The sequence below is a fragment of the Myxococcus sp. AM009 genome, from assembly GCF_013372605.1.
Classification (GTDB): domain Bacteria; phylum Myxococcota; class Myxococcia; order Myxococcales; family Myxococcaceae; genus Myxococcus; species Myxococcus vastator.
Genome location: NZ_JABXEP010000096.1, coordinates 22,540 through 31,656, shown reverse-complemented (window position 1 = coordinate 31,656; position 9,117 = coordinate 22,540). Strand labels below are relative to the sequence as shown.

Below are 9,117 nucleotides of genomic sequence, written 5' to 3'. Positions count from 1 at the left end.
GCCCATGCCCCCGCGCAAAGTGAAGCCGAAGAAGGCCCCGGTCCCGCCCGGGCCCAAGGCACCCGACCGTCCCGAGCGGGCCCCGCGGCGAGGGCCTCCGGAGAAGACGGTCGTCGTCCTGTCCCGCAAGCGCGCGCTGTACTCCACGCGGCGGCTGGTGGCCGCCATCCGCGCGCGGGGCCACCGCCCGCTGGTGCTGGACACGCTGCGTTGCTGCCTGCTGCTCGCGCAAGACGCACCGCGCATGACGTACCGCGGCGTGGAGGTGCGTGGCGTGGACGTGGTGGTGCCGCGCATCGGCGCGTCCATCACCGCCTATGGCCTGGCGGTGGTGAACCACTTCGAGCTGATGGGCGTGCCCGTCCTCAACCCGGCCACGTCCATCGCGCGCAGCCGCGACAAGCTGCGCGCGCTGCAGTTCCTGTCGCGCTCCGGGCTGGACATCCCCCGCACCGTCATGGCGCACGACCGCAGCAACGTGCGCCGGCTGGTGGAGGAGGTCAACGGGCTGCCCGTCATCATCAAGCTCATCAAGGGGACCCAGGGCGTGGGCGTGATGATTGCGCACACGCTGTCGGAGGTGCAGACCATCCTCGACACCTTCTGGGACCTGGGACAGGAAATCGTGCTCCAGGAGTTCGTCGCGGAGAGCGAGGGACGGGACGTGCGGGCCCTCGTCGTGGGAGACCGCGTGGTGGGCGCCATGCGGCGCAAGGCCAAGTCCGGCGAGTTCCGCTCCAACATCCACCGCGGCGGCGAGGGGCAGGCAATCGAGCTGACCGAGCCCTACATCGAAGCCGCCGTAAGAGCCGCGCGCGTCGTCGGGTTGGAGGTCGCGGGCGTGGACATGCTGGAGGGCCGCGCCGGGCCCCGGCTGATGGAAATCAACTCCAGCCCGGGCTTCGAGGGCCTGGAGCGCGCCACGCAGCGGGACATCGCGGGAGCCATCATCGACCACGCGCTGAAGTACGCCGAGGCGAAGCGCGCCGGGTGAGCGCGAACCCGGGTCCGCTGAGGTTGCTCGCCTGCTTTCAAGCAACCGCACAGCCGGGGCAAGGCACCTTGCATGCTCCTCAGGAACTCAGGAATGCCTTCGTGGCCCGTGTGTCCTGGGGAGTTGGCAGCGACGCGGGTGGCCCTCTAATCTGGCGGCCCTCAAATGAAAACGCTGCACAAGCCGCTGCAGATCACCGTCTACCAGGACGTGCTTTGTTCCTGGTGCTACCTCGCCGACCTGCGCCTGGACGTCTTGCGCCAGGAGCTGGGCGAAGCCGTCCGCTGGAGCGTCAGGCCGTATCCGCTGCGCGTCCATGACGTGCTGCCCACGATGCGCGAACAACGCGCGTTGGTGGAGGAGGTCGAGCGCGCACAGCGCGAACCGGACGCCGCCGCGCACATGTTGTCCACGGACCTGTGGCTCGGGGGAGATCCACCGCGCACCAGCGTGCCGGCGTTGGCGGCGCTGGAAGCGGCGCGGCTGCAGGGCCCGCAGGCGCGCGCGTTCCTCGCTCGCGCCATGCAGCGCGCGGCGCTGGAGCAGGGTGTCAACGTGTCCCGCTCGGACGTGGTGTTCGAGCTGGCCTCGCGCGTGGGCCTGGCGATGGACGAGTTCTCCGCGGCCTTCCGCTCGGAGGAGACGCGCCGCCTCATCCTCGACGAGCACCAGGATGCCACCCACCGCGGCGTGCGCGGCGTGCCCACGCTCGTCATCGGCGGCCGGTGGATGCTGTGTGGCCTGCGGGAGCTGACCGAGTACCGCGAGCACATCCTCGCGTGCCTGGGCAAGGTGTCCGTGCCCCGCTCGGGTTCGCCCGAGCGCGTGGTGCACTGAAGCCCCCCACCCTTCCGGAGGCCCTGCGCGCGACCGGCGCGCGAGGCCCCGCGTGGAGGAGGGGCTCAGGCCTCTTCGGCGCCGTTGCTGAGCGCCAGGGCGAGCCCGGCCATCAGCAGCTGCAGGAAGCCCAGGGCGGGAATCACGGGCACGCAGCAGAGGAACACGCTCACCATGGCGAGCAGGCCGCCCAGCAGCATCGTTCCAACCATGGGCAGGCGCTGCCCCCGCGCGTAGACGAAGCAGCGGCGCAGCGTCTCCACGACGCCGGGCGCTTCGGTCCGGGCCAGCTCCGGCTGCATCAGGATGAGCGGCGTGAGGAGCCACCCGCCCGGGAAGATGTAGAGCGCGATGGCCACCAGCCCCATCACCGCGAGGCCCGGCACCATGGGCGTCAAGGCGGCGTCCAGCTCCGAGGCCGGCAAATCCTTCAGCGCCACCAGCTCCGACCAGGACAGGGTGCCGGTCGCCAGCCCCGCGCCCAGCGCCCCCACGACGATGAGCACCAGGAGCGGGAGCATCAGCAGGAAGGACAGGAAGACAGTGCCCAGGTACTGGGGAATCTTGCCGAACTGACTGAACATCCGCGCCAGGTCCGCGCGCCGGCCGCTGAGCACGTCCATGCACATCCGAAGGAGGCCCAGCGTCATCGCGCCCTGGATGGCGTAGGAGCCAATCATCCCGATGAAGAAGCCCAGGACGATGACGACGACGCTCTCCGTCACGCCGCTGATGACGGAGAAGAGCTGCGAGACGACCTGCCCGGCGAAGGACCCCGCCAGGAAGATGAGCACGCCGACACAGAGCATCACCCACTCGCGCTTGAACGCCTCCCAGGACACATCCATCAGCCCGGAGATGCTCCAATTCTCACGGTTCAGCGCGAAGGCCTGCCCCACGCCCTCGCGCTGACGGCAGGCCGGACACCAGGCTTGCGAGCCGCCCTCGCTGCACGCGCGGCACATGAAGTTGCCGCAGCGGGAGCAGGTGCCCACTGCTTCGAATGCCGGGTGGAGCGGACAGCTCGCGCCCGAAGTGAACTCAGTCTCCGCCATGGTGCGTCTCCCCACGCGCCGCGGCTCACCCTTCCGGGACACGCAGCGCGCACATTTCCCCCTACACCACCCAGGCGGTGTCCACCAGAGGACGAAGGGCGCTATCCTGGGACTGGCGGAGGTCTGAAGGGGGACTGCACCCGGGCGTGAATTTTCTCCACGCCCGTCCGTCTTCCTCGCGTGGCCGCAAGGTGGACGGCCCGTCCGTCCACTCCGCCCAGGAGAGTCACCACATGCGCCGCCTGCTCGCCCTCGCCGTTCCGCTCGCACTGATGATGGGCACTGGATGTGTCGCCCACGTCCACGGTCCGGCGCGTCACGCCCCGGTTCAGGTCATCGAGTACAGCTATTCGAGCGACCACCCCATCCCCGATGACTTCGGCGGCGGCTGGTGCCCGTACTCGCACGTGCACGTCCACGACTACGAGCCGACCACGACGTACTACGCCTACTCGGACAACGCGTACTACTACAGTGGCCCCTCGGTGGTCTGGTACTGGAACGACCACCCGCACGCGCACGGCGGCCTCTGCAACATGCACGGGCGGCACTCCCACGACTACTACCCGAATGGGGGCAACATCTACCGCTACGAGCGCAACCGCGGCTACGTGTGGAGCCGCACGCACAGCGCTTCCGCGGGCTACGGCTACGTGCGCCCCTCGACACGCCCCAACGCCCGCCCCGCCCGCCCCGTGGTCCCTGGCAACACGTACAGCGGCACCCGGCCGCCTCCGGGAGGAACGCGCTGGACCACGCCGCGCGGCTCCAGCGGCAACAACCGGCCGTCGCGTGGCCAGCGCAACAACTCCGGCAGTGGCTGGAGCAGCCCTCCCGCGGGACGCACCTCGAACAACGCCGCGCCCAACAACAACGCCTCCGGGAGCGGCTGGAGCAGCCCTCCCGCGGGCCGCACCACGAACAACGCCGCGCCCAAGGACGATGACTCGCGCGACAACAACAGCGGCAACCGCTGGGGCAGCGGCAACTCCGGGAGCAGCGGCAACTCCAGCAGCGGCAACTCCAACAGCGGTAGCTCGGGCAGCGGCAGCGGCTGGAACACGCGTGGAGGCAGCAGCTCGGGCTCCAGCAGCTCGGGCTCCAGCGGCTCGGGCTCCAGCAGCTCGGGCTCCAGCGGCTCGGGTTCCAGCGGCAGCGGCTGGGGACGCGGTGGCAGCAGCTCCGGTAACAGCGGCAGCAGCAACCGGGGCTCCAGCAGCAGCTCGGGCTCCAGCTCCAGCGGCGGGGGCTGGGGACGCGGTGGCAGCAGCAGCGGGAAGTCGTCCTCGGGCTCCAGCGCGCCTCCGTCCGGCCGCTCGGGCTCGTCGTCGTCCTCCGGCGGCAACAGCCGCTGGCGCTGAGGCGGACCCCGCCGCGGGGCGGGTGATGGCCGCCTCGCTCCGGCTGGTTTGACGACACCTGGCGTCCACATGAACGGCGCCGCGTCCCACTCCGGGGCGCGGCGCTGATGTTTTTCGGACAGCGCGGCGCCCTCCAGCCCCCTGGTCAGCGCCACCGCGGCGTCGACCAGGGGACGGACGGGGCGCGGGGTGGATTGCCGCCGCGTGGGGCCGTGGAGAGGTTTCCCGCGATGATGCGTCCTCTCCTGATGGTTCCATGTGCCGTGCTGGGACTCTCACTGGGCTGCGGCCCTGGCGATTTCACACCCGACCCTGGCGTGCAGACCGACGACGCCGAGGCCGTGGACCTGGACAACCTCCACATCGGTGTCAGCGGCACGGTGGACCTGCTCCCCGAGGCCCGGCGGTTGCTCGAGGCCCGGGGCCTGCCCCTGCCTTCGCTGGAGGGAGCGCCCCTCACCGCCACGGAGCCCCTGCGGCTGGCGGTGAATGACGCCAACGCCACCTTCGGCACCACGCCGGCCGCCGCGGATGGCGCCTTCACCGTGCGCGACGTGGCCGTGCGGGAGATGCACTTGAGCCTCGCGGTGGGCGCGGAGGCCGCGGGGCTGGTGCCCAGCCATACCGTCGTCTACGACTCCGCCTTCACCGGTGCCCGGCCACGCACGGACATCGTCGGCGCGCGCGTGTGGGCACTGCCGGACGCCTTCCATGACGCGCTCAGCGTCGCCATCGGGGAGAGCGCCATCCGGGGCCACACCGACGACCGGGCGGCCACCCTGCGCGACGCCGGCTTCGTGCTGGGCCGTGTGGTGGACGCAAGCGGCCATCCCATCACGGGCGCGAAGCTCACCCCCGACGACGAGGCGTTGGCCGGTCGCATCCACTACCCCACCGCCGACCTCCAGGGCGCGAACCAGGAGGGCACCGGCCCGGACGGCTTGTTTGTCTACGTCCACTCGGGCGCGGACGCGGAGGCCTTCCTCCTGTCCGTCACGGGCATGGACAGCTACGTGCCACGCAACGTGGGCGTGGCGCCGGGCTGGGGGCTGGTGCTCACGGTCCATCCCGGCCTCCACCCGCCGCCCTAGGCAGCGCGGCGTCCGGCCTTCCGCTCGCGGCTCGGCTGCTCGGGGCCCGCTGCCCCGCGCGCGGGCCGCCCCCATCCTCCATGGGAGGCGCGCGCGGCTCGAGCCAATGGACTGGCGGCGCCCATCCGTCCGCACCCGTCGCTGCGCCGCACTCTCGTCCGATGCCGGAAGCAAGGGCGCGACGCATCTCTCTCGCGGGAGTGTCTCGAACGGGCCTCGGGCCGGTGCGTCACGGGAGGAGCCCTGTGCGTTCCTGGGGGACGCCACGATGAACGAGAGCTGGAGGCCGCAGCGTCGGAGCGCAGCCATGGCCCGCGGCATCGCCTGGCTCGCCACGCTGGGCGTCCCGCTCGCGGGCGCGCTGTACCTCTTGGGCTGGGCCTGGAACGTGGAGATGCTGAGGCCCGGCGTGGCCGGCATTCCCATGACGCCGGAGACAGGCATCGCGATGATATTCGGCGGCGCCGCCCTGGGCCTGCGGCTGCGCCGCCGCCCGTCCCGCCACCAGGAGCCCGCGGCCACCGCCTGCGCGTTGGTGATGCTGGCCATCGGCGCGGTGAGTCTCCTGCGCGACCTCACCGGCTGGGACGCGGGGGCGGAGGCCCTGATGCTGCGCCTGCTCGATGAGCACGCCTCGGCGCTCCCTCGGCCCTCCCCCCTCTCCGCCATCTGCATGACGCTGCTGGGCGTGGCCCTGGCGCTCCCGGAGCGGGGCCGCTGCGTCCAGCTGCGCGACACGCTGGTCGTGCTGTCGCTGGTGACTTCGGCGCTGGGCCTCAACGGCCTGTTGATGGGCCCCTTGTTGATGGTGGGCACCCTGCCCTTCCTCGCCGAGCGCAGCATGGGCCTGCCCACCGCGCTGACACTGCTGCTGCTGGCGGTGGGCACGCTCTGCGCGCGACCGGGCCTGGGGCTGATGAGCCGCATCACCCGCGACTCGCTCGGCGGCTTCCTCGCGCGCCGGCTGGTGCCGGTGGTGCTGATCGGCCCCTCGCTGGTGGGCATGGTGTTGATGCTCCTGCACGACGCGCGCGCCATCAACCTGGAGGCGAAGCTCCCCATCTTCGCCACCATCGTGAGCGCGGGCGGCGCGGCGCTCGTGCTCCTGTCCGCGCGGGCCCTGGACCTCATCGAGGCCTACCGCCAACAGGCCACCTCGGCGCTGGAGTCCTCCGAGGCCCGCTACCGGGGCCTGCTGGAGACCACCCCCGCGCCGCTGCTGACGGTGGATGCACGAGGCCTGCTGCGCTTCGTCAACACGGAGGCCGAGCGGGTGTTCGGCTATCCGCGCGAGGAGCTGCTGGGACGCGAGGTGGAGGTGCTGGTCCCCGAAGGGCTCTTCGGTGGCCGCAGCCTGGACACCGGCCTGGGCGAGCGCGCCATCCACGGCCGCCGCAAGGATGGCAGCCCGCTGTCGCTGGAGGTGCGGCTGAGCCCGGTGTCAGGCCCGGAGGGCCCCAGCGTGCTCGCCGTCGTCCGCGACGTGACGGAGCGGGAGCGACACCTCGCCAGCGTCCAGCGTGCCCGCGAGGAGGCGGAGCTGCAGCGCAGCCAGGTGCAGGCCCTGCTGGACCACACGCCCGTGGGAATCGTCTTCGTGGCGGCGGACGGCGGCGGGCTGGTGGCCAACCCCGTCGCGGAGCAGCTGCTCGGGCGCCCGCTGGAGGGCGTGACGCTGGAGATGACAGGGGACAGCCCGTTCGTGCTCACCGCTGACGGCAAGCCGGTCCACAGGACGGACGTGCCCATCGTCCGCGCGCTGCTCACGGGCCAGCTCGTGGGGCCCGAGGAGTTCCTCATCCTCCACCCCGACGGGAGCCGGCTGCCGGTGTTGATGACCGCGGCCCCCGTCTTCGGTCCTGGCGGGAAGGTGCGCGGCGTGGTCTCCACGGCGCAGGACGTGACGACGCGCCACGAGCTGGACCGGCTCCGTGAGGAATACGTCAGCCTCATCTCCCACGACCTGCGCAATCCGCTCCACACCATCAGCCTGCGCGTGGGCCTGCTGCGGCGCGCCCTGCGCGAGCGGAACCTGGAGCGGGAGGAATCCATGACGGAGTCCATCCAGCGCAGCGTGGCCTGGATGAGCTCCATGATTGAGGAGCTGCTGGAGGGCGCGCGGCTGGAGTCCCAGCGGGAGACGCCGCGCCGCGAGCCCCGGGACCTGGCGCGCTTCCTGGAAGGGGTGCTGGAGCAGGACGTGGCCCCCGACGTGCGCGAGCGCTTCCACCTGGAGGTCCAGGGCAGCCTGCCCCCTGTCTGGGTGGACGCGACGAGGCTGGAGCGCGTGGTGGTCAACCTGATGACCAACGCCGCCAAGTACAGCCCCGGCGGGCAGCCCATCACCGTGCGCGCCCAGCTCCAGCCGGGACAGGTGGTGGTGTCGGTGACGGACCTGGGCCCCGGCCTGAGCCCGGCAGACGCCGCCCACGTCTTCGACAAGTACTACCGCACGCGGAAGAGCGGCGCGGCGGACGCGAAGGGCCTGGGGCTGGGGCTGTACATCAGCCGCCTCATCATCGAAGCGCACGGCGGGCGCATCTGGGTGGAGAGCGAGCCCGGCCGAGGCTCTACCTTCAGCTTCAGTCTGCCCGTGGCCCCGCCCGGCGCGACCCCGCTCCCGCCCCAGGTCCCGAATGGTCAGGACCCGGCGGCGGGAGACGGCTCCGCCGTCAGCGCGTAGGCGCCCAGCGCGGCAGCCAGTCCGGACCCTTGGCGGTCGTCAGCCGCGTCTGCCCGGTGCCATCCGCGCGCATGAGGTACACATCCGTGTCGCCCTCGCGCTCGGACACGAAGGCCAGGTACTTCCCGTCCGGACTCCACGCGGGCATGTCGTCCCGGAGCTTGCCATCCGTCAGGGCCACGGGCGCGCCGCCCGCCACCGGCACCACCCAGATGCGGGTGTTCCCATCTGGCAGCCGGCTCACATAGGCCAGCCGCTGCCCGTCCGGACTCCAGGCGGCCTCGCGCTCGTCGCCAGCAAAGGACTCGCCCGACACGGCGCGCAGGTCCGAGCCATCCGGACGGAGGAAGTACAGCCGGTCCTTGCGCTCGCGGTCGCTGACGATGACGAGCCACTTGCCGTCCGGGCTCCACTTCGGCGTGCGGTCCTCATGGTGGAAGAAGGTGAGGCGGCGCTCACCACTTCCATCCGCGTTCGCCACGTAGACCTCGGGGTCGCCTTCGCGACTGCACACGAAGGCCACCTCCTTGCCATCCGGAGACACCGCCGGCTCGAAGCAGCCCTGGGGCACCTGCGTGAGGCGCACCTCCGGCACGCCCTCGCGGGGCTCCAGGCGCACCACGTCGCTGAAGCCCTCCGCGTCGGACTCGGCCACCAACCAGGTGCCGTCCGGCGCCCAGCTCGCGTTGCGCGCCCGCGCCCGGGGCGGGTGCAGCGGCAGCGCCGGGCTCTTTCCATCCATGGGCAACACGCGCATCTGCTGGCGGTGCAGCCCGCCCTCCTCCGCCGCGGCGATGACGAGCAGCGACTTGCCGTCTGGCGACAGGGGACCGGGGTACACGTCCTCCTCGCCGCGCGTCAGCTGCGTCTCCACGCCGTCCGGACTCACCTTCCAGACATCCTTCCGCCCCGCCCGCTCCGACAAGAAGATGACCGCGCCTGGAATGGCGCCCGCCTCCTCCTTCGACAGCGGCCCAGGGCCGGGCGTCCCGCCACACCGGCCGGAACACCCGACACCGAGCACGGCGAGCGCGGTCAGACACCGCGCCCGCCACGGCCAGGAACGCTGAAGCCGTTCAAGGCCTCGCATCACCAC

Annotated in this window: 7 protein-coding genes; 5 read left to right on the top strand and 2 right to left on the bottom strand. The window is 71.7% G+C overall.

What is annotated here, in order from left to right:
* Positions 1–4: 4 nt before the first annotated feature.
* Both HV824_RS22670 and HV824_RS22665 read left to right on the top strand, forming a co-directional pair.
* Positions 5–994, top strand: a complete 990-nt coding sequence (locus HV824_RS22670; RefSeq protein WP_176421537.1) for a RimK family alpha-L-glutamate ligase — start codon at positions 5–7, stop codon at positions 992–994.
* Between the two features lie 165 nt (positions 995–1,159).
* Positions 1,160–1,831 (top strand): DsbA family protein, encoded by a 672-nt coding sequence (locus HV824_RS22665; RefSeq protein WP_176421536.1) that lies wholly within the window; start codon positions 1,160–1,162, stop codon positions 1,829–1,831.
* Positions 1,832–1,896: 65 nt separating this feature from the next.
* Here HV824_RS22665 and HV824_RS22660 read toward each other — a convergent pair whose 3' ends face one another.
* Positions 1,897–2,886, bottom strand: a complete 990-nt coding sequence (locus tag HV824_RS22660; protein WP_176424200.1) for a hypothetical protein — start codon at positions 2,884–2,886, stop codon at positions 1,897–1,899.
* Between the two features lie 233 nt (positions 2,887–3,119).
* Between HV824_RS22660 and HV824_RS22655 the strand changes: the two genes are divergently transcribed.
* The 3 genes from HV824_RS22655 (at position 3,120) to HV824_RS22645 (ending at position 8,021) form a co-directional block, all read left to right on the top strand.
* Positions 3,120–4,247 carry a hypothetical protein gene (locus HV824_RS22655; RefSeq protein WP_176424195.1) on the top strand — a complete coding sequence of 376 codons (1,128 nt, stop codon included), beginning with the start codon at positions 3,120–3,122 and terminating at the stop codon, positions 4,245–4,247.
* A 107-nt stretch (positions 4,248–4,354) separates the two neighbouring features.
* Positions 4,355–5,338 (top strand): carboxypeptidase regulatory-like domain-containing protein, encoded by a 984-nt coding sequence (locus HV824_RS22650; protein WP_176424199.1) that lies wholly within the window; start codon positions 4,355–4,357, stop codon positions 5,336–5,338.
* A gap of 307 nt (positions 5,339–5,645) precedes the next feature.
* Entirely contained in the window at positions 5,646–8,021 is a 2,376-nt protein-coding gene (locus tag HV824_RS22645; RefSeq protein ID WP_255208256.1) for a PAS domain-containing sensor histidine kinase, read from the top strand.
* Here the strand turns inward: HV824_RS22645 and HV824_RS22640 are convergent.
* A complete protein-coding gene (locus HV824_RS22640; RefSeq protein ID WP_176420784.1) occupies positions 8,011–9,111 on the bottom strand; it encodes an LpqB family beta-propeller domain-containing protein in 1,101 nt (366 codons plus the stop codon). The genes HV824_RS22645 and HV824_RS22640 overlap by 11 nt on opposite strands.
* Positions 9,112–9,117: the final 6 nt, after the last annotated feature.

What these genes read in the sequence shown, in the direction of transcription:
- HV824_RS22670 (WP_176421537.1), top strand. Translation starts at nt 5, where the DNA reads ATGCCCCCGCGCAAAGTGAAGCCGAAGAAGGCCCCGGTCCCGCCCGGG.
- HV824_RS22655 (WP_176424195.1), top strand. Translation starts at nt 3,120, where the DNA reads ATGCGCCGCCTGCTCGCCCTCGCCGTTCCGCTCGCACTGATGATGGGC.
- HV824_RS22645 (WP_255208256.1), top strand. Translation starts at nt 5,646, where the DNA reads ATGGCCCGCGGCATCGCCTGGCTCGCCACGCTGGGCGTCCCGCTCGCG.
- HV824_RS22660 (WP_176424200.1), bottom strand. Translation starts at nt 2,886, where the DNA reads ATGGCGGAGACTGAGTTCACTTCGGGCGCGAGCTGTCCGCTCCACCCG.
- HV824_RS22665 (WP_176421536.1), top strand. Translation starts at nt 1,160, where the DNA reads ATGAAAACGCTGCACAAGCCGCTGCAGATCACCGTCTACCAGGACGTG.
- HV824_RS22640 (WP_176420784.1), bottom strand. Translation starts at nt 9,111, where the DNA reads ATGCGAGGCCTTGAACGGCTTCAGCGTTCCTGGCCGTGGCGGGCGCGG.
- HV824_RS22650 (WP_176424199.1), top strand. Translation starts at nt 4,355, where the DNA reads ATGTTTTTCGGACAGCGCGGCGCCCTCCAGCCCCCTGGTCAGCGCCAC.